The sequence below is a fragment of the Sphingomonas sp. CFBP8993 genome (assembly GCF_034044895.1).
GTDB lineage: Bacteria > Pseudomonadota > Alphaproteobacteria > Sphingomonadales > Sphingomonadaceae > Sphingomonas.
Genome location: NZ_JAXCWU010000001.1, coordinates 38,789 through 57,058, shown reverse-complemented (window position 1 = coordinate 57,058; position 18,270 = coordinate 38,789). Strand labels below are relative to the sequence as shown.

19 protein-coding genes are annotated in these 18,270 nt (G+C 65.7%); 3 read left to right on the top strand and 16 right to left on the bottom strand.

Annotated features, from left to right (window positions below):
- The first annotated feature begins 154 nt into the window (after positions 1 to 154).
- Positions 155 to 952, top strand: a complete 798-nt coding sequence (locus SOM26_RS00235) for a ThuA domain-containing protein (RefSeq protein ID WP_320450724.1) — start codon at positions 155 to 157, stop codon at positions 950 to 952.
- On the opposite strand, the gene SOM26_RS00230 is transcribed toward SOM26_RS00235, so the two are convergent.
- From SOM26_RS00230 to rpsB, 14 genes are all read right to left on the bottom strand, one after another.
- Positions 953 to 2,356 carry an L-serine ammonia-lyase gene (locus tag SOM26_RS00230; RefSeq protein WP_414711991.1) on the bottom strand — a complete coding sequence of 468 codons (1,404 nt, stop codon included), beginning with the start codon at positions 2,354 to 2,356 and terminating at the stop codon, positions 953 to 955.
- Positions 2,357 to 2,441: 85 nt separating this feature from the next.
- The gene (locus SOM26_RS00225) at positions 2,442 to 2,753 is read right to left on the bottom strand and encodes a PilZ domain-containing protein (protein ID WP_320450723.1); all 312 of its coding nucleotides are present in this window, start codon (positions 2,751 to 2,753) and stop codon (positions 2,442 to 2,444) included.
- Between the two features lie 137 nt (positions 2,754 to 2,890).
- On the bottom strand, positions 2,891 to 3,121 hold the full coding sequence (gene rpmE, locus SOM26_RS00220; protein ID WP_058717894.1) for a 50S ribosomal protein L31: 231 nt from the start codon (positions 3,119 to 3,121) through the stop codon (positions 2,891 to 2,893).
- 101 nt (positions 3,122 to 3,222) lie between these two features.
- Complete coding sequence (gene fabZ, locus SOM26_RS00215; RefSeq protein WP_320451253.1) at positions 3,223 to 3,675, bottom strand: 3-hydroxyacyl-ACP dehydratase FabZ; 453 nt, start codon at positions 3,673 to 3,675, stop codon at positions 3,223 to 3,225.
- Between the two features lie 31 nt (positions 3,676 to 3,706).
- The gene (locus SOM26_RS00210) at positions 3,707 to 4,378 is read right to left on the bottom strand and encodes an OmpH family outer membrane protein (RefSeq protein WP_320450722.1); all 672 of its coding nucleotides are present in this window, start codon (positions 4,376 to 4,378) and stop codon (positions 3,707 to 3,709) included.
- Positions 4,378 to 7,113, bottom strand: a complete 2,736-nt coding sequence (gene bamA / locus SOM26_RS00205; RefSeq protein WP_414711990.1) for an outer membrane protein assembly factor BamA — start codon at positions 7,111 to 7,113, stop codon at positions 4,378 to 4,380. Before bamA ends, SOM26_RS00210 begins: the two co-directional genes overlap by 1 nt.
- 70 nt (positions 7,114 to 7,183) lie before the next feature.
- Positions 7,184 to 8,320: an RIP metalloprotease RseP gene (gene rseP / locus SOM26_RS00200; protein WP_320450721.1), complete on the bottom strand. Its 1,137-nt coding sequence runs from the start codon at positions 8,318 to 8,320 to the stop codon at positions 7,184 to 7,186.
- Positions 8,317 to 9,474, bottom strand: coding sequence for a 1-deoxy-D-xylulose-5-phosphate reductoisomerase (gene dxr, locus SOM26_RS00195; protein WP_320450720.1), 1,158 nt, complete (start codon positions 9,472 to 9,474; stop codon positions 8,317 to 8,319). The genes rseP and dxr overlap by 4 nt, the downstream gene beginning before the upstream one ends.
- Complete coding sequence (locus SOM26_RS00190) at positions 9,474 to 10,241, bottom strand: phosphatidate cytidylyltransferase (protein WP_320451251.1); 768 nt, start codon at positions 10,239 to 10,241, stop codon at positions 9,474 to 9,476. Before SOM26_RS00190 ends, dxr begins: the two co-directional genes overlap by 1 nt.
- 53 nt (positions 10,242 to 10,294) lie before the next feature.
- Positions 10,295 to 11,011 (bottom strand): isoprenyl transferase, encoded by a 717-nt coding sequence (locus tag SOM26_RS00185; RefSeq protein WP_320451250.1) that lies wholly within the window; start codon positions 11,009 to 11,011, stop codon positions 10,295 to 10,297.
- A gap of 41 nt (positions 11,012 to 11,052) precedes the next feature.
- A complete protein-coding gene (gene frr, locus SOM26_RS00180; protein WP_307097991.1) occupies positions 11,053 to 11,610 on the bottom strand; it encodes a ribosome recycling factor in 558 nt (185 codons plus the stop codon).
- A gap of 3 nt (positions 11,611 to 11,613) precedes the next feature.
- Positions 11,614 to 12,339 carry a UMP kinase gene (gene pyrH, locus SOM26_RS00175; protein WP_320450719.1) on the bottom strand — a complete coding sequence of 242 codons (726 nt, stop codon included), beginning with the start codon at positions 12,337 to 12,339 and terminating at the stop codon, positions 11,614 to 11,616.
- Between the two features lie 454 nt (positions 12,340 to 12,793).
- On the bottom strand, positions 12,794 to 13,729 hold the full coding sequence (tsf, locus tag SOM26_RS00170; RefSeq protein WP_320450718.1) for a translation elongation factor Ts: 936 nt from the start codon (positions 13,727 to 13,729) through the stop codon (positions 12,794 to 12,796).
- Between the two features lie 160 nt (positions 13,730 to 13,889).
- On the bottom strand, positions 13,890 to 14,699 hold the full coding sequence (gene rpsB / locus SOM26_RS00165; protein ID WP_320450717.1) for a 30S ribosomal protein S2: 810 nt from the start codon (positions 14,697 to 14,699) through the stop codon (positions 13,890 to 13,892).
- 167 nt (positions 14,700 to 14,866) lie between these two features.
- On the opposite strand from rpsB, the gene SOM26_RS00160 reads away from it, so the two are divergent.
- Positions 14,867 to 15,307 carry a hypothetical protein gene (locus SOM26_RS00160; protein ID WP_320450716.1) on the top strand — a complete coding sequence of 147 codons (441 nt, stop codon included), beginning with the start codon at positions 14,867 to 14,869 and terminating at the stop codon, positions 15,305 to 15,307.
- On the opposite strand, the gene pssA is transcribed toward SOM26_RS00160, so the two are convergent.
- Positions 15,243 to 16,067 carry a CDP-diacylglycerol--serine O-phosphatidyltransferase gene (pssA, locus tag SOM26_RS00155; protein ID WP_320450715.1) on the bottom strand — a complete coding sequence of 275 codons (825 nt, stop codon included), beginning with the start codon at positions 16,065 to 16,067 and terminating at the stop codon, positions 15,243 to 15,245. The two genes, SOM26_RS00160 and pssA, sit on opposite strands and share 65 nt — an antisense overlap.
- Before the next feature lie 11 nt (positions 16,068 to 16,078).
- Entirely contained in the window at positions 16,079 to 16,801 is a 723-nt protein-coding gene (locus SOM26_RS00150; protein WP_320450714.1) for a phosphatidylserine decarboxylase, read from the bottom strand.
- A 153-nt stretch (positions 16,802 to 16,954) separates the two neighbouring features.
- On the opposite strand from SOM26_RS00150, the gene SOM26_RS00145 reads away from it, so the two are divergent.
- A complete protein-coding gene (locus SOM26_RS00145) occupies positions 16,955 to 18,175 on the top strand; it encodes an NADP-dependent isocitrate dehydrogenase (RefSeq protein ID WP_320450713.1) in 1,221 nt (406 codons plus the stop codon).
- Positions 18,176 to 18,270 lie beyond the last annotated feature (95 nt).

Sequence of the window (18,270 nt, the reverse complement as noted above, 5' to 3'; positions counted from 1 at the left end):
CCTCCCCTGCAAGGGGAGGTGGCAGGGCAAAGCCCTGACGGAGGGGGGCTTCCACGAGGAATGTCCTACGCGGAAAGCCCCCTCCACCACGCGGCGCATGGTCCCCCTCCCCGTACCGGGGAGGATTTGCTACGCTCCCCGAAAAGGGAGAGCGATGATGCTGAAAACGCTGATGATGATGGCGCTGGTCGCGGTGGCGCAAGTGCCGTCCGATCCGCATCTGCCGGCCAAGGTGGTCGATACCGTCGCCCCCACCCTGCCCGCTGGCCTGAAGCACGGTGTCCTGATCGTCTCGAAGACCAATGGCTGGCGGCATTTCGAGCATATCCCGCATTCCAACGCGGTGCTGGCCGACATCGCCACGGGTCTTAAGCGTCCCAGCTTCACGACGGAGAATGCCGCCGTCTTCAACGACGACCAGCTTTCGCATTTCTCGGTCGTCGTACTGAATAGCGCCAGCGGCGAGTTCATGACCGCGGATCAGCAGGCCGCGCTGGCCCGTTTTGTTGCGCGCGGCGGCGGCATCGTCGCGCTGCATGCGGCGGGCGATAACAGCCATACCGCGCCCTGGTATGTCGACACCATCATCGGCACGACCTTTACCGGCCACCCCAATGGTGCCGACCATATCCAGCCCGCCCGCGTCGAGATCGTCCAGCCGCGCCATCCCGTCATGGGGGGCGTCAAGACACCCTGGATCCCGCGCGACGAATGGTACAGCTTTGATGGCAATCCCGCCGCAAAGGGCATGACCGTCCTCGCCCAGCTGGACGAGGCGAGCTATCGTCCCGGCGACAGCCTACGCATGGGCACCCACCCGATCATGTGGATCAACCCGCGCGCCAAGGGGCATGTCTTCTATTCGGCACTGGGGCACGAGCCGCAGCTTTATGACGATCCCGCTTATCGCCGCATCCTGACCAACGCGATCCGCTGGGCCGCGGCGCGGTGATCAGCACTCGACGACGTTGACCGCAAGGCCGCCGAGGCTGGTTTCCTTATATTGGGATTTCATGTCCTCGCCGGTCTGGCGCATCGTTTCGATCACCTGGTCCAGGCTGACGATGTGCTTGCCGTCGCCGTGCAGCGCCAGATAGGCGGCGTTGATCGCCTTGATCGCGCCCATCGTGTTGCGTTCGATACACGGGATCTGGACCAGTCCGCCGATCGGGTCGCAGGTCAGGCCCAGATTATGCTCCATGCCGATCTCGGCCGCATTCTCGACCTGTGCCGCGCTGCCGCCCAAGGCCGCCGCCAGCCCCGCCGCCGCCATCGAACAGGCGACGCCGACCTCACCCTGGCACCCCATTTCGGCCGCCGAGATCGACGCGCGTTTCTTGTAGAGCATCCCCACCGCCGCCGCGGTCAGCAGCAGCGTGCGGACGCCGTCGCGCGTCGCACCGTGGACGAAGGCTTCGTAATAACGCAGCACCGCCGGGATGACGCCCGCCGCCCCGTTGGTCGGCGCGGTGACGACGCGCCCACCGGCCGCATTCTCCTCATTGACCGCCAGCGCCCACAGGCTGACCCATTCGAAGACCAAGCTGGGGTCGGTGCGCGGGCCCCGGTCGAGCAGCTTCTGCTTGATCGCCTGCGCGCGCCGCTGAACCTTCAACCCGCCCGGCAGGATGCCCGATGCCGCACAGCCGCGTTCGATCGCCGCGCAAATGGCATCGCGCACCCGGTCGAGGAAACCATCGGTTTCGCTGTCTTCGCGCCATGCCGCTTCGTTGGCGCGGACGATCTGGGCGATCGACAGTCCGGTTTCCTCGGTCCGCTCGAGCAGTTCGGCACCGGAGGCGAAGGGATGCGCCAGCCGCCGGTTGGTCCGCGTCGGCTCGCCCCCCTCCATCCGGATCGCGCCGCCGCCGATCGAATAGAAACGGCGGATGACCGCGCTGCCGTCCGCCAGGAAAGCCGTGAAGACCATGCCGTTGGGGTGCGCGGGCAGGAAACCCGGCCGGAACAGCAAATCCGCCTCATGATCGAAGGGGATGGCGTGGCGTCCGTCGAGCGTGATCCGCCCCGTGCCGGTGATATCGGCCAGAAGCACCTCGATCGCATCGGGGTCGACCGTCTCGGGCGTCTCCCCCGCCAGGCCGAGCAGGACCGCGCGGTCGCTATGATGCCCGCGCCCGGTCAGCGACAGCGAGCCGAACAATTCCGCCTGCACCCGCACCGGCATCAGCCCGGTGTCGAGCATCTCGGTCGCAAAGGCCTTGGCCGCGCGCATCGGGCCGACGGTATGCGAGCTGGACGGGCCGATGCCGATCGTGAACAGCTCGGTGACGCTGACGGCGGCGACACTGTCCTCGCCACGGGGCAGCGTGATCGCGGGAGTGACTGGCAGGGTCAAGATAGTTCCGATTGTTACGACTTTGCCACTGCGTAGCGCAACGATCGGGAACTGACCAGCCCGGCCTTGTGCCGGGCGCGGCGAATCAGGTCAGCGGTGCCAGAATCTCGAACGCCTCGGGCGCCAGCGGCGTCTGGAACTGGCAGCCCGCCGCGAAGTCGGTCGCCCAGACGACGTCGGCGGCTACCTCCCCCACCTGCGGCAGGCGCAACAGGATCCGCGATCCCCGGCTGAGCGACGTATAGGTCTGGAGCCTCGCCCCCTGAACCGAGATGTCCAGCACCCGGCATAGCGCGCGGGCGAGCCCGCCACGGTCCAGGTCGGCATCCAGGACCGTTGTCGCACGCGGCGAGCGGCGGGTATCCGGATGGGCGGGTTCAAATTCAGCGGCGAACATGCGGCAATACTACGCGTCGCTGGTTAATAGAGCGCAAACCGCGTTTCGAAAATTTTCGCCGCCCCCGAACGCAAGAGGTCCGGCACTCCCCGAGGGAAGCACCGGACCCATGTCAACGCGCCGATAGGGCGAATCGATTACTTGCGGAGCGTCAGACCACCGCCGAAACGCTTGTTGAAGCGCGCGACCTGACCGCCGGTGTCCAGCAGCGAGCCACGGCCGCCGGTCCAGGCCGGGTGCGCCAGCGGATCGATGTCCAGCTGCATAGTGTCGCCTTCCTTGCCCCAGGTGGAGCGGGTTTCGAACACGGTGCCGTCGGTCATCTGGACCTTGATCATGTGATAGTCGGGGTGCGTATCGGTCTTCATGATAGTGCTCCGGAATATGGCTGGTTCCGACCAGCCTGAAAACGGGAAGCGCGGCCCATAGCGGACCGCGCCCCCTTAGTCAAAATCGCGACTCGGCCGGATCAGGCGGCCTTGGGCGGATCGGCGATCATCGCGGTGAAGTTCGCCTCGGCCACGGTCACCCCGTCGATCTTGGCGACACCGGCGAACTTGCAGACGCTCGAGCGCTTCTGCACGAACGTCACCTCCAGATGGAGGAGAACACCGGGTTCCACGGGCTTGCGGAACTTGGCCCCGTCGATCGCCATGAAATAGACGAGCTTGCCCGACCCCGCGAGGCCCAGGCTTTCTACCGCCAGGACACCGGCGGCCTGCGCCAGCGCCTCGACGATCAGCACGCCCGGCATGATCGGACGGCCGGGGAAATGGCCCTGGAAGAAGCCCTCGTTGATCGTCACCGCCTTTACCGCGCGGATCGACGTGTCGAGGACGATTTCCTCGACACGATCGACCAGCAGCATCGGGTAACGATGCGGCAGGGCCGCCATGACCCGCCCGATGTCGAGCGGGCCCATGGTGGTCTTTTCCGACTCGCTCACGGACGAATTACCGGCCGCTGCTCTGGCGACGCGCCGGGGCGGTCGCGGCGGGGGCGGCGGCAGGCGCGGCACCGGCGGCGGCACCCTGCTGGCCCTGCTGGCCGGGTTGCCAGTTGGCGGGCGGCGTGATGCTGACGGTCGGGACCAGCTTGTCGAGCTCGGCCGTCACGGCCGAGGTGATGTCGGCGGTCGGCTGCATGAACAGCACTGCCTGCGGGCTGACCAGCAGGCTGACATTCTTGGCGCGAACGGCGTTCTGCACCGCTTCGCCCAGACGGGCCTGGATCTGCTCGATGGCGTAACCCTGCGCGCGCGCGGCGGGCTGGGTCAGACGGGCGAGCTCCTGCTCACCAGCCTGCTGACGGGTCTGGATCGACTGGGCCTGGGTGCGCAGCGCCGCTTCGTTGGCATTGGGGGCCGAACGGGCGGTCTGGAACGCCTGGACCAGCGGCTCCAGCTCGCGGCCGATCGCGGCGCGGCGGGCTTCGGCCTGATCGAGCTGGGCCTTGTAGGTCGTCTCGATCTGCTGGCGGGCGGCGGTCCAGGCGCGCGAACCGGCGATCGCACCCTGCGGGTCGGCGACGGCAACGCCGTTCACCTGCGCGCTGGCGCTGGTCGCGACGGTCGCGGCGGGCGCGACGAGGGCCGCCGCGAGGAGGAGCTTGGAAATCGTCTTCATCAGAACTGCGTCCCTACGTTGAAAGTGATGAGCTTGGGGTCGTCGCCCGGCTGCGTGACCAATGCCTTGGCAAGGTCGATGCGCAGCGGTCCGAATGGTGAATTCCAGTTCACACCGACACCGATCGAAACGCGCGGCCGCCACGTGCCGCCATAGAATTGCTCGACCGCATAGCTGGTATTCTGGGCCACCGTGTTCGCGCTGGTGCCCGAGCAGGCGCCGCCCGACGTCGCCGAGAAGCCGACGGCGCAGGTCGTGAACTGACCCGCATTGTCCGCCCCGGTCGGCACGACATACAGCTGGCGACCCTGGCCATCCACGGCCAGCGCAGGCGCCAGCGTCGGCGAGCCGTCCTTGTTGAACAGCAGGTTGCCGCTGGCATCGCGCGCCTGCGGGAAGTTGAGCGACGGCAGCGGACGGGTGATGCCCCACAGGCTACCCGCCTGGACGTAGATGCTGGGCCGCAGGCCCATTTCACGCGCACCCGAACCCAATGGCAGTTCCAGCTCGGCGCGGGCGAGATAGTAAGCGCGGCCACCCAGCGCGTCGTCGACGATCTGGTCGCGATCGGTCTGGCGCGACTGGCTACCGTCCGCACCGATGACATACGGGATACGCAGCACGCGGGGGCCGACGCCGCGAATGTCGAAGCCGCGGAACTGCGGCTCGCCCAGATAGAAGCGATCGACGATGCGGACCGGATCGATGCCCGGTCCACGGCTGCTCTCCAGCGAGTGGATATAGCCGCCCTCGCCCTGCAGCGAGAACACGAAGCCCTTGCCGAGCCCCTTGAACTTGGCCGCCTGTGCGCGGGTGCGGATATACTTCACGTCGCCGCCCAGACCCGCAAAGTCCTGGCTGAACGAGAATTGCTGGCCAGCGGTCGGGCGCAGGCGGCTGTTGAGGCTGTCGAAGATCAGCGAGTAGCCGACCGACGAGGTCCAGCGATTGCCGATCGAGTCGCACAGATAGCGGCCCGCCTGCTGGAAGTTGCAGGTGCCGTCCGCGTTGAAGAAGGACGACGCCAGGCCGACCTCGTCATAGGTCAGGCCATAGCGACCCGACAGCGACCAATATTCGGTCAGCGGCACGCCCGCGCGAACCTGGAAGCCGGTCGACACCTGGCTGTAGGTCGTCTGGCGGGTGGTGCCCAGATAGTTGAACGAGTTGAAGTCGCGGCGGAACACGTCGACGCCCAGCGCGATGTTCTTGTCGAACACATAAGGCTCTGTAAAGCCGAGTTCGATCGACTTCGAATAGGCCGAATAGTTCACACCCGCGCGCAGTTCCTGGCCCTTGCCGCGGAAGTTGCGCTGAGTGATGTTCGCCTGGATGATGAAGCGTTCCAGCGACGAGTAACCCGCCGACAGCTGCAGCGAGCCGGTCGACTGTTCCTCGACATTGGTTTCCAGGACGATGCGGTCGGGCGTCGAACCGGGGTTCTGCTTGATCTCCAGCTTTTCCTGGAAATAGCCGAGCGAGTTGATGCGATCCTGGCTGCGGCGGACCTGGAAGCTGTTGAAGGCGTCGCCCTCGGCCACGCGGATTTCGCGGCGGACGACCTTGTCCTGCGTCTGCGTGTTGCCGTTGATGTCGATCCGCTCGACATAGGTGCGCTTGGCCTCGGCGATGTTGAACGTGATCGACATCGTCAGCGCTTCCTTGTCGCGCTGGAAATCGGGTTCGACGTTCGTGAAGGCATAACCGAACAGGCCCGCCGTCTGGCTGAGGCTGTCGATCGAGTCCTCGACCTGCTTGGCATTGTACCAGTCGCCCTTCTTCATGGGCAGCGACTGGGCCAGCTTGGCATTGTCGAAGTCGCGGATCTGGCTGTCGACCTTGACGTCACCGAACTTGTAGCGGGGGCCTTCCTCCACCACGTACGTGATGATGAAGTCCTTCTTGTCCGGCGTCAGCTCGGCGACCGCGCTGGTCACGCGGAAATCGGCATAGCCGTTCGTCAGGTAGAACAGACGCAGCTTCTGCTGGTCGGCGGCCAGACGATCCTGGTCGTAGCTGGTGGCCGACGACAGGAAGCGGAACCAGCGCGACTGCTTGGTGTACATCGCACCGCGCAATTCGTCGTCGGAGAACTTCTCGTTGCCTAGGATGTTGATCTGGCGAACCTTGGACTTCGGCCCCTCGCTGATCTCGAACACCACGTCGACGCGGTTCTGGTCGAGATTGACCATCTTGGGCTCGACCACCGCGCCGAAACGGCCCTGGCGGCGATACAGCTCGACGATGCGCGCGACGTCCTGGCGAACCGCGGTCCGGGTGAAGATCTGCCGCGGCGCGAGCTTGATCTCCTTCTTGATCTTGTCTTCCTTCAGGCGCTTGTTGCCCTCAAGGATGACCCGGTTGATGATCGGGTTCTCGCGCACGCGCAGCACGATGTCGCCGCTTTCGACGCCAGTGATCGAGAAGTCCGCGAACAGTTCGGACGCCTGAAGATCCTTCAGCGCCTGGTCCAGCGTTTCCGGCGTGTAGGGAATGCCGACCCGCAGCTTGGTATAGGAGAGCACCGTCTCGGGCTCAATACGCTGAGCACCCTCGACGCGCAGCGTCTTGATCGTGCGGACCGGCGCAGGCGCCACCGCCTGAACCGGCGCGGCGCCTGCCGCGGGTGCGCCCGGCCCCGTACCCGGCGCGGTCTGCGCCATGACGGGAACACCCGACAGCATCGTGCCCGCCAGCAACATGGCGCCTGCGCGCACCGTCTTCATACCCGTCATCGCTGTCACAAAACCCACCCCAGAAAAGTCGAACCGACCCCTGTCGTCCTCGCGCCCTGCCCCATCGGCGTCACCCGATCAAGCCAGCGATATTTTTCCATAGCCCGAAATTGCCGAGATCGTTGAACGTTACGAACAGCATCAGGGCCAGGATCGCGACCAGACCGCCACGAAACGCCCACTCCTGAGCCGCCGGCTCCAGGGGGCGTCGTCGCACCGCTTCGATCGCATAGAAGAAAAGATGACCGCCATCCAGCATCGGCACTGGCAACAGGTTGATGAACCCTAGATTGATGGACACCAGCGCGATAAAGAAAACGAAGGCGTCGAGGCCCAGCGAGATCTGCTCGCCCGATACCTTGGCGATCGAAAGCGGCCCGCCCAGTTCCTTGGCGGAGCGTCGCCCGGTAATGACCTGGCCCAGCGTCTCGACCATCATGCGGACGATCTCGCCCGTCCGTTCCACCGCCACGACGGGCGCGCGAAGCAGGCTGACCGGCCGCATGTCGACCGTGCCTGCACCGCGCAGGCCTAGGCGGCCGACCCGGTACTCGTTGCCGAACCGGTCGCGCTGTACATCGGTGCCGATGGTGGCATCGGTCGTGAACGCCCGGCCGTCGCGTGTCGCTTCGATCGTCACCCGCTCGCCAGCGCGGATCTGCACATAGCGGGCGATGTCGGCGAAATCGGTGACGGCGCGGCCGTCGATTGCCGTCACCCGGTCCCCGGCGCGCAAGCTCGACGCGGCGGCCGCGCTGCCCGGTGCCACCTGTCCGACGACCGGCGGCACCACCATCTCGCCATAAGCATAAGCAAAGCCCGCCAGGATCAGGATGGCGGCGACGAAATTGATCGCCGGGCCAGCCGCGACGATGATCGCACGCTGCCACACGGGCTTGGCCTGAAACGTCCGCGCGCGCTCCTCGGGCGGCAGCGAGAGCCAGGCGGCATCCGCCTGGCTGGCCGGGTTCATGTCGCCCGCGAACTTCACATAGCCGCCCAGCGGCAGCCAGCCGATCTTCCACCGTGTATCGCGCTTGTCGGTGAACCCGAAAATCTCGCGCCCGAACCCGATCGCGAAAGTATCGGCCTTCACGCCGAACAGCCGCCCGGCGAGGTAATGCCCCATCTCGTGCACGAACACGAGCGGGCCGATGGCAAGAACAAAGGCCAGGATGGTCAACAACAGGCCGGGGGCTTGGCTCAAACGATGCAATCCTCAACACGCTCGGCCGCCAGTTCCCGCGTGCGCGCATCGACGGCGATCACTGCGTCGAGCGTTTCCGGCGGGGCCGGGTCGTAGCGATGGAGAATATCCTCGACGATTGCGGCAATTTCGAGGAAGCCGATACGCCGCGCCAGAAACGCCGCGACGGCGACTTCATTTGCGGCGTTCAGGATGGCCGGAGCCGCACCGCCTGCCTCCAGCGCCGCACGCGCCAGCCGCAGTGCGGGAAAGCGCACCGGGTCGGGCACGGCAAAGTCCATCCGCCCCAGCGCGACCAGGTCCAGCGGCGCCATCGGGGTCGCCATACGGTCCGGCCAGGCCAGGCAATGCGCGATCGGCACCCGCATATCGGACGGCCCCAGCTGGGCCAGCATCGACCCGTCGATATAATCGACGGCCGAATGGATCACCGATTGCGGATGAAGCACGATCTCGATCCGGTCGGCTGGCACGGGGAACAGCCGCGCCGCCTCGATCAGTTCGAGGCCCTTGTTCATCATCGTGGCGGAGTCGACCGAGATCTTCGCGCCCATCGACCAGTTGGGGTGCGCCACCGCCTGTTCGGGGGTGACGCGGCGCATGTCCTCGGTCGTCCACTCGCGGAACGGGCCGCCGCTGGCGGTCAGGACGATCCGGCGCACCCGCTCGGGCCGCTGAAAATCGAAGCACTGATAGATGGCGTTGTGCTCGCTATCGGCAGGAAGCAGCGTCGCCCCCGCCTTCGCCGCTGCCGCCAGCACCACCTCGCCCGCCGAGACGAGCGGCTCCTTGTTGGCCAGCACCACCGTGCCGCCATTGGCGATTGCGGCCATGGCAGGCTCCAGCCCGGCGCAACCCACGATCGCGCCCATCGTCCAGTCGGCGGGCATGGCGGCGGCCTCGATGATCGCGGCACGACCGCCCGCCACCTGGGTGTCCGTCCCGGCCAGCGCCTCGCGCAATGCGGGCAGGCAGCTTTCGTCGGCCACCACCGCCCATTCGGCGCGAGTCCGCCGGGCCGCCGCCGCCAGCTTGCCGACGTCGCAATTCGCGGTCAGCGCACGGATACGGTAGCGCTCGGGCTCCCGCTCGATCAGGTCCAGCGTCGAGCTGCCGACCGAACCGGTCGCCCCCAAAATCGTCACGCTCCGCATCAGAACAGGTCCGGCAACAGGATCAGAAGGGCGGCGATGGGCGCGACGGGTACGATGCCGTCCAGCCGGTCCATCACGCCGCCATGGCCAGGCAGCACGTTACCGCTGTCCTTGACGCCCGCGCGCCGCTTCAGCGCGCTCTCAAACAGGTCGCCGCCTTGCGCTAGCACCGCCAGGAACGGCGTGGCGACCACAAGATGCAGCGGCAGGCCATGCGCCCAGCGCATGACGAGCGCGAGCAGCGTCGCCGCCCCCACCCCGCCGATCAGGCCCGACCACGTCTTGGCCGGGCTGATCGAAGGCGCGAGCTTGGGGCCGCCGAACTGGCGCCCGACGAAGAACGCGCCGCTGTCACAGGCCCAGACCAGCGCCATCGCCCAGAGTGACAGGGCCAGGCCATCGTCATGCAGGCGAATCGCCAGCAGCGAAAAGACCGGCAGGCCGACATACAATGCACCGACGCCGAATTCCGGGCGGCGCGACACGATGGTCAGGAAGAAGAATGTCGCCGCGATCAGGCCCAGTGCAAAAAAGCCGGGCCCGGCGGCAAGACCGGGCGCCATGATCGCCAGCGGCACCGAGAGCGCGAATTGCGCCAGCCGCTTGCGCGAACGGTCCACCTTCAACAGGTCCGACCATTCGGCCATCATGAACAGCCCGACGACGACCGCGAGCAACCAGAATGCCAGGCCACCCAGCGCCAGACACAGGCTGGCGACCGCGATCATGACGATGCTGGCCAGCACCCGCTTGGTCAGGTTGGACATGCTCTTGACCGGGGCCGCATCGGGCGTCCCGGTCGGCGGGATTTCAGGATCGGTCACAGGCCGCCGAAACGCCGGTGTCGTCGGCCAAACTCGGCCACCGCATCGGCAAGCGCGGCTTCGTCGAAATCGGGCCAGAGCGTATCGACGAATAGCAATTCGGCATAGGCCGCCTGCCACAACAGGAAATTCGACAGGCGCTGTTCACCCGACGTGCGGATGACCAGGTCGAGCGGCGGCAGGCCGTTCGTCTGCAATTCGCCCTCGATCGCCTCGGGCGTGATCGCATGCGCATCGATTTCGCCGCCCGCGACCTTCAGTGCCAACCGCCTGGCGGCCTCGACCAACTCGGCCTGCGCGCCATAGTTCAGCGCGATCGCCAGGATCGGGCCGGTATTGGCCGACGTCCGCGCGACCGCGTCGTCGATCATCGCGACCAGATCGGTCGGAAAACGATGATAGTCACCGATTACCCGCAGCCGGACATTGTCCGACACCAGTTCGGCCAGGTCCTTGCGCAGGAAGATGCGCAACAGACCCATCAGGTCGCTGATCTCTGTTTCGGGCCGCCGCCAGTTTTCCGAGGAAAAGGCGTAGAGCGTCAGCGCCTCGATCCCCTGCGCCCGTGCCGCGCGCGCGATACGGCGCACGGCATCCACCCCGGCCTTGTGACCGGCGAAGCGGGGCAGCAGACGGCGTTTGGCCCAGCGGCCATTGCCGTCCATGATGATCGCGACGTGACGCGGGACCGCACCCGTATCGGGCACGGCCACCAGCGACCCCAGAGCCGTCTGGGCCGAGGCGGCCGGAGGACTCACTTGCCCAGGATTTCCTTTTCCTTGGCCGCCGCTGCCGCATCCAGCTCGGCGACGGTGGCGTCGGTCAGCTTCTGGACCTCGGTCTCGTGACGCTTGCGTTCGTCCTCGCCGAACACGCCCTTCTTCTCGTCGGTCTTCAGGCTGTCCATGCCGTCGCGACGCACGTTGCGCACCGCGATGCGCGCGCCCTCGGCATATTTGTTGGCCAGCTTGGCGAGTTCCTTGCGGCGCTCCTCGGTCAGGTCGGGGATCGGCAGGCGCAGCGTCTGGCCGTCATTGATCGGGTTCAGGCCCAGACCCGCCGATCGGATCGCCTTTTCCACCGACGAGACGTTCGACTTGTCCCACACCTGGACCGACAACATACGCGGCTCCGGCGCAGAGACGGTCGCGACTTGGTTCAGCGGCATGTGGCTGCCATAGACCTCGACCGTCACCGGATCGAGCAGCGCGGTCGACGCGCGACCGGTGCGCAGGCCGTTCAGGTCGTGCTTCAGCGATTCGACCGCGCCCTGCATGCGGCGCTCGAGGTCGGACTTGTCATAGGCTGGCATGATTTAAGCTCCTGTATTCTGGACGATCGTCGACACACCCTGGCCCGACAGCACGGCACCGAAATTGCCATGTTCGCGGATGTTGAAAACGACGATCGGGATATTGTTGTCGCGGCACAGCGCAATGGCCGAGGCGTCCATGACCTTCAGGTCGTCGGACAGGACGGTGGAATAGCTGACCGTGTCGTAGCGGGTGGCGGTCGCGACCTTCTTGGGATCGGCATCGTACACGCCGTCGACGCTCGTGCCCTTGAACAGCGCGTCGCACTTCATCTCGGCGGCGCGCAGCGCGGCACCGCTGTCGGTGGTGAAGAAGGGCGAACCGACACCGGCGGCGAAGATCACCACGCGCCCCTTTTCCAGATGCCGCATCGCGCGGCGTCGGACAAAGGGCTCGCACACGCTCGACATCGGAATCGCCGACTGGACGCGGGTGTCGACGCCGATCTGCTCCAGGGCATTCTGGACGGCCAGCGCGTTCATGACGGTCGCCAGCATGCCCATATAGTCGGCGGTCGCCCGCTCGATCCCCTTGGCCGCCGCCGACAGTCCACGGAAGATATTGCCGCCGCCGACGACGATGCACAGCTCATAGCCCTGGGCACGGACATCGGCGATTTCCTGCGCCACGCGCGCGGTGATGTCGGGCGAGATGGCCAGGCCACCCTCCCCCATAAGGACCTCACCCGACAGTTTCAGAAGGATACGTTTGAAAGGCGGGGTGGTCATCGTTTCTCGTGTCTTGGCCATGAAAGTGGCGCGGACCTTAGGCGGCGACCGGGCGGCGGGCAACCATGGAGCGGTGGGTCGCGGGGATTTTCGTGGGACGGTTCCCAGTCCACGCGGCCCGGGCGGTCCGATCGCTGCTCAGGACAAGCGGCGCAATCAAACGCCGTTCTTTCCTGCGCTTGCTCGGAAAGAGGGACCGTCGCGCGTGCCATGACGGAGGGGCCAGGCGGGCCCCCTCGACCATGTCCTGCGGCCGCGCGCGCCTCCCCAAGCCCAGCTTGGGGAGGATCGGACAGGCCACTTTACGCCCGTTCACCCTTCCGCATCGCTCGGGGCGGACGAAGGTGAGAAATCAGGTCACACCCCGGAGGCACCGGAAACAAAAAAGGAGCGGCCACCCTGCGGCAGCCGCTCCCCTTTCACCTGACCGTCCCATCACGGGACGATGCCGGAATTACGCCTTCTGCGGAACGCCCGAAGCGGCAGCGACTTCGGCGGCGAAGTCCGACGCTTCCTTCTCGATGCCCTCGCCCAGCTGGAAGCGGACATAGTCCACCAGCTTGATCTCGGCACCGGCGTCCTTGGCAGCCTTGGCCACCACGTCGCTGATCTTGGTCTTGCCGTCCATCACGAACAGCTGGCTGACCAGCGCGTGCTCCTTGCGGTACTTGGCGATGCCGCCTTCGACCATCTTGGCGATGATGTCGGCGGGCTTGCCCGATTCGGCGGCCTTTTCGGTCGCGATCGCGCGCTCACGCTCGATCTCGGCCTCGTCCAGATCGGCCTCGTTCAGCGCCTTCGGGAATGCGGCGGCGACGTGCATGGCCAGGTCGCGACCCAGCTTCTGCAGAACCTCGTCCGAGGCATCCGATTCCAGCGCGACGAGCACGCCGATCTTGCCCAGGCCCGGCGCCTGCTGGTTGTGGACGTAGGACACGACCGCGCCCTTCGACACTTCGAGGCGCTTGGCGCGACGCAGCGACTGGTTCTCACCGATCGTGGCGACGTTGTTGGTCAGCACTTCGGCGACGGTGCCGCCCTGCGGCATCGCTTCCGCCTTCAGCGCTTCCACGTCATCGCTGGTCTTCAGCGCGATCGCGGTCACGTCCTTCACGAACGCCTGGAACTGGTCGTTCTTGGCGACGAAGTCGGTTTCCGAGTTCACTTCGACGGCAGCGCCCACGGTGCCGTTGGTGGCGACGCCGACCAGGCCTTCGGCTGCGGTACGGCTCGACTTCTTCTGCGCGGCCGCCAGGCCCTTCGTGCGCAGCCAATCCAGCGCGGCGTCCATGTCGCCAGCGGCTTCGTTGAGCGCCTTCTTGCAGTCCATCATGCCCGCGCCGCTCTTTTCGCGCAGGTCCTTGACCATCGCTGCGGTGATATCGGCCATTGTCTCAATCCTCTGTCTGAAAAGGGGGATGCGGGTAGGGCCGCCCCATCGGAGGCGGCCCTTAGCACGGCTTGCATGTCAAGCCGATGTCATCGGCCGGAGGCAGTGCCCGCCCGGCCGATGATCGCCCCGCCCGCATCGCGGGGCATGTTCCACGCGATTACGCGTCGATCTGGCGCTCGGCCTCGACGGCCTGCTCACCGGCCTCGGTCGGGGCGACGGTCAGCGCTTCCTCGACGGGCGGCTCGGCCATCGCACCGAAGTCGGTGCCGCTGCGGCGCTGCTGCTCGTTGTTACCACGGGTCGCGGCGATCGCCACGGCTTCGCAGTACAGACGGATCGCGCGGCTGGCGTCGTCATTCGCCGGAACCGGGAAGGCGATGCCGTCGGGCGAGACGTTCGAGTCGAGGATGGCGACGACGGGGATGCCCAGCGTGTTGGCTTCCTTGATCGCCAGCTCTTCCTTGTTGGCGTCGATCACGAACATGACGTCCGGGATGCCGCCCATGTCGCGGATGCCGCCCAGCGACAGCTCGAGCTTGTCGCGCTCGCGGGTCAGGTTCAGCACTTCCTTCTTGGTCAGGCCATGCGTGTCGCCCGACAGCTGCTCCTCGAGGGTCTTGAGGCGCTTGATCGAGTTCGAGATCGTCTTCCAGTTGGTGAGCATGCCGCCTAGCCAGCGATGGTTGACGAAGTGCTGGCCAGCACGACGCGCGGCGTCGGCGACGGGCTCCTGCGCCTGGCGCTTGGTGCCGACGAACAGGACCTTGCCACCGCCAGCGACGGTCGAGCTGATGAATTCCAGAGCGCGCGCGAACAGCGGCACGGTCTGCGACAGGTCGAGGATGTGGACGCCGTTGCGGTCGCCAAAGATGTAGGGCTTCATCTTCGGGTTCCAGCGGTGGGTCTGGTGGCCGAAGTGCGCGCCGGTTTCGACCAGCTGCTGCATGGTGACGACAGGTGCCGCCATAATGTAATTCCTTCCGGTTAGTCCTCTGGGAAGCGGATGACGCGGCGGGCAAAGCCCATGCGCACCAGAATATGATGCTTCCCATGCGGTGTTGAGGGGCGCGCCCTTAGCCCAGTCGGCGACCCAGTGCAAGCGGGCAATGATGTTCACATCTGTTCCGGCCGCTCTTGACGGCGGAACATGATTGGAACATAGAGAGATCACAACAAGGAATTCCGGTTGATCGTCGCATAACGGCATCGCAACATCCTGAAATTGGTACGATTGGTCGTGCTGTCGCGATGTTGATGACGGAACTGGATGGAAAATCGGATGGTTACGGTCGGGTTAATATGCCCGGCCAGATGGTTAGGCAGGAGGCGGACATCATGATGATCGTGGTCAGTGTTCTGGTTTTCACGGGTGCCTTGGTCGCGGCGATCGCGACCATTGCGGTGATGATCGCGCCGCAATGGCGTCGAATCCTGCATCTGGCTACGGGCCATGTCGAACCAGCCTTCACGCCGCTGGCGACCTTGGTCGTCGCCGAACGGCGTATCGCGGTCAGGCGTTGGGCGGCGGGCTCGCCAGCCCTTTCGCCGCTGTCGCGGCGCCGCGTGGCCGCTTGAGCCTGGCATAGGCGAGCATCGTGAACGGGATGCTCGCCAGATAGACGAGGCATAGCGCGGTCAGCGCATGCCAGGGTGCGGAGATCAGGGCGACGCCGACGACGACGATGATCGCCAGCGCTTCGAACCGCACATGGCGGCGCAGTCGGAACGAGGTCCAGGACAGGGTCGCGACGCTCGAAACCATCAGCAGTGCGACGAAGGCGACCCAGGGTGCGACCAGATAGGGCGATGCGAAAAGTTGCTCACCCGTCCAGAACCAGAGATACAGCGGCAGCATGGCAAGCCCCGCTCCCGCAGGAGCCGGAACGCCGGTAAAGAACCCGGCGGTCTTGCGCGGCTGATCGGTGACATCGAGTTGCGAATTGAACCGTGCCAGCCGCATCGCGCAGAAGACCGCTTGCAGCACCGCGCAGATCCACCCGATGCGCGGCAGGTTTTCCAGCGACCAGAGATAGAGGATCAATGCGGGCGCCACACCGAACGAAATGGCGTCCGACAGCGAATCGAGTTCCGCCCCGAACCGGCTTTCGCCACGCAGCAGCCGCGCGATGCGCCCGTCCAGACCATCGAGCACCGCGGCGACCATGATCATGGTAACGGCGGCTTCCCAGGACCCGGCAATGGCGAACTTTACCCCCGTCAGCCCGGAGACGAGCGCCAATGCGGTGACCGCATTGGGCGCGATCGCGCGCAGGGGAAGACCGCGGGGCGGCTCGCCATCGGCACGACGCCGCGCGAAACGGGGGGACAGGGCCATGGGATCGCGGCTTATTGCGCGATGCCGGTCATCGGCTTGCCGCCGACGCGACCCAGCACCGTCTCGCCCGCAACCGAACGCTGGCCGAGGCAGACCTGCGGCATGACGTCATCGGGCAGATACACATCGACGCGGCTGCCGAAGCGGATCAGGCCGACACGCTGCCCGGCGGCGACCATGTCCCCGGGCTTCACGAAACCGACGATGCGACGCGCGACGAGCCCTGCGATCTGGGTGAAGCCGATCTTGCGACCGTCGCGTCCCTCGACCACGAAATGCTGGCGCTCATTCTCGTCCGACGCCTTGTCGAGATCGGCATTCAGGAACTTGCCCGAGATATAGACGACCTGGCGGATGACGCCTGCCACCGGCGTGCGATTGATGTGCACGTCGAACACCGACATGAAGATCGACACGCGGACGAGCGGCGCATCGCCCAGTTCGCCGACCAGCTCGCGCGGGATCGGAACGCGCTGGATCATGGTGACCAGGCCGTCGGCGGGCGCGACGATCAGGTCGTCACCCTGCGGCGTGGTGCGGATGGGATCGCGGAAGAAGGCGGCGATCCAGATGCACAGGCCGACGAACGGCCAGAACAGCACCTTGGTGATAAGCGTCGCGAGCAGGGTCAGGCCCGCCCCGATCAGCACATATTTGCGCCCTTCGGGATGGACGGCGGGAAAGCGCCACTTGACGGTGGTGGTCGCGACGGGGGGCTTTTCAAGCGAAGGCATCGGACCTGTCTACCTGTCCACCGGCCATCGCACAATCTTTTCGGTTCGTCCCGGCCCTTTCGCGATCATCAGGCACGGCCCAAGCGGTGGTTGATCCGCCGCGCCCCCTCCCCTAGACGCAGGCCAAACCTGCCTAATCTGAAGGATGCGCATATGGCGAAGATCAAGGTGAACACCCCCGTCGTGGAGATCGACGGCGACGAAATGACCCGGATCATCTGGGAATGGATTCGCGAACGCCTGATCAAGCCGTATCTCGACATCGAGCTGGCCTATTACGACCTGTCGGTCGAGAATCGCGACGCGACCGGCGACCAGGTGACGATAGACAGCGCCCACGCCACCCAGAAGTATGGCGTCGCGATCAAGTGCGCGACCATCACCCCCGACGAGCAGCGCGTCGAGGAATTCGGCCTGAAGAAGATGTGGAAGTCGCCCAACGGCACGATCCGCAACATCCTGGGCGGCGTGGTGTTCCGCGAGCCGATCGTGATCAAGAACGTGCCCCGCCTCGTCCCCGGCTGGACCCACCCGATCGTCGTCGGCCGCCATGCATTCGGCGACCAGTATAAGGCGACCGACTTCAAGGTGCCGGGCAAGGGCAAGCTGACCCTGAAGTGGGAAGGCGAGAATGGCGAGTCGATCGAGGAGGAGGTGTTCAACTTCCCCGCGGCGGGCGTCGCCATGGGCATGTACAATCTCGACGATTCGATCCGCGACTTCGCACGCGCCTCGATGAACTATGGCCTGAACCGCGGCTGGCCGGTCTATCTGTCGACCAAGAACACCATCCTGAAGGCCTATGATGGTCGCTTCAAGGACATCTTCCAGGAAGTGTTCGACGCGGAATTCGCCGACCAGTTCAAGGCGGCGGGCATCGAGTATCAGCACCGCCTGATCGACGACATGGTCGCCTCGGCGTTGAAGTGGCATGGCGAGTTCGTCTGGGCCTGCAAGAACTATGACGGTGACGTGCAGTCGGACACGGTTGCGCAGGGCTTCGGCTCGCTGGGCCTGATGACCTCGGTCCTGATGACCCCGGACGGCAAGACGATCGAGGCGGAAGCGGCGCACGGCACCGTGACCCGCCACTATCGCCAGCACCAGCAGGGCAAGGCGACCTCGACCAACCCGATCGCGTCGATCTTCGCCTGGACCGGCGGCCTGAAGTATCGCGGCAAGTTCGACAACACGCCCGACGTCGTGCGCTTTGCCGAGACGCTGGAAAAGGTCTGCATCCAGACCGTCGAGAACGGCCAGATGACCAAGGATCTCGCGATCCTGATCGGCCCGGACCAGCCCTGGATGACCACCGAGCAGTTCTTCGAGGCGATCCGCGTCAACCTCGAAACCGCAATGGGCAACTGGCAGTAATTTCTACAGCCTGATGCGAGGAAAGGGCTCGGAGGCATTGCTTCCGGGCCCTTTTTCTTTTGCCTAGCTGAAACGCAGACCCCGTCCTCACCGAT

Excerpts from the sequence above, each read along its gene's own strand:
- SOM26_RS00235 (WP_320450724.1), top strand. The coding sequence starts at position 155 with ATGATGCTGAAAACGCTGATGATGATGGCGCTGGTCGCGGTGGCGCAA.
- SOM26_RS00225 (WP_320450723.1), bottom strand. The coding sequence starts at position 2,753 with ATGTTCGCCGCTGAATTTGAACCCGCCCATCCGGATACCCGCCGCTCG.
- rpmE (WP_058717894.1), bottom strand. The coding sequence starts at position 3,121 with ATGAAGACCGATACGCACCCCGACTATCACATGATCAAGGTCCAGATG.
- fabZ (WP_320451253.1), bottom strand. The coding sequence starts at position 3,675 with ATGGGCCCGCTCGACATCGGGCGGGTCATGGCGGCCCTGCCGCATCGT.
- SOM26_RS00210 (WP_320450722.1), bottom strand. The coding sequence starts at position 4,378 with ATGAAGACGATTTCCAAGCTCCTCCTCGCGGCGGCCCTCGTCGCGCCC.
- bamA (WP_414711990.1), bottom strand. The coding sequence starts at position 7,113 with ATGACGGGTATGAAGACGGTGCGCGCAGGCGCCATGTTGCTGGCGGGC.
- dxr (WP_320450720.1), bottom strand. The coding sequence starts at position 9,474 with ATGCGGAGCGTGACGATTTTGGGGGCGACCGGTTCGGTCGGCAGCTCG.
- SOM26_RS00190 (WP_320451251.1), bottom strand. The coding sequence starts at position 10,241 with ATGTCCAACCTGACCAAGCGGGTGCTGGCCAGCATCGTCATGATCGCG.
- frr (WP_307097991.1), bottom strand. The coding sequence starts at position 11,610 with ATGCCAGCCTATGACAAGTCCGACCTCGAGCGCCGCATGCAGGGCGCG.
- pyrH (WP_320450719.1), bottom strand. The coding sequence starts at position 12,339 with ATGACCACCCCGCCTTTCAAACGTATCCTTCTGAAACTGTCGGGTGAG.
- tsf (WP_320450718.1), bottom strand. The coding sequence starts at position 13,729 with ATGGCCGATATCACCGCAGCGATGGTCAAGGACCTGCGCGAAAAGAGC.
- rpsB (WP_320450717.1), bottom strand. The coding sequence starts at position 14,699 with ATGGCGGCACCTGTCGTCACCATGCAGCAGCTGGTCGAAACCGGCGCG.
- pssA (WP_320450715.1), bottom strand. The coding sequence starts at position 16,067 with ATGGCCCTGTCCCCCCGTTTCGCGCGGCGTCGTGCCGATGGCGAGCCG.
- SOM26_RS00150 (WP_320450714.1), bottom strand. The coding sequence starts at position 16,801 with ATGCCTTCGCTTGAAAAGCCCCCCGTCGCGACCACCACCGTCAAGTGG.
- SOM26_RS00145 (WP_320450713.1), top strand. The coding sequence starts at position 16,955 with ATGGCGAAGATCAAGGTGAACACCCCCGTCGTGGAGATCGACGGCGAC.